The following is a 416-nucleotide window of genomic DNA, read 5'->3' as shown; positions in this document are numbered from 1 at the left end:
CTGTGAACACCTCATAAAATACCATCAACACATTCGGAGATAAATTCACTGTGCTCACGGATAGCGGGTCTGGCATAAATATCGGCGGCAGTCAGTCCGATTTTATAAATGTGGTTACAGCTGTCGACGAAAGAGATAACGTGCATCGAGGTCGCTCCGTATTCGAAAATAACCGCGTGTTCGTCATAATGATCGATGCATAACAATGAACGCCAGGTTTTCTCCACAAAGTCGCTGACCGACAAATAACTCACTGGTAACATAGCGTTCTCTCTCGCATCACTGGACTGAATTTCATACCGGACGCGATCAAACGAATAACCGGGTAAGCCTATAGTCTGCACGGCTGGCATTTCCGGTAAACAAATAGTCACTCCTCGTTGCCAAAGAGTGCCCAACAGCGGCAGGATGTCCTC

The 416-nt window shown here is 47.1% G+C and carries 1 protein-coding gene; it reads right to left on the bottom strand.

Annotated elements, in window-relative coordinates; all coding sequences use genetic code 11:
- Positions 1-11: 11 nt before the first annotated feature.
- On the bottom strand, positions 12-416 hold a 405-nt coding region (locus ACEWB7_RS18150), incomplete at its 5' end, for a phosphopantetheine-binding protein (RefSeq protein WP_411581110.1).

Source organism: Acinetobacter sp. NIOH-H-8 (assembly GCF_046635365.1).
GTDB lineage: Bacteria > Pseudomonadota > Gammaproteobacteria > Pseudomonadales > Moraxellaceae > Acinetobacter.
The sequence above is the reverse complement of the archived record's forward strand: the minus strand, read 5'-3'. Positions and strand labels throughout refer to the sequence as shown.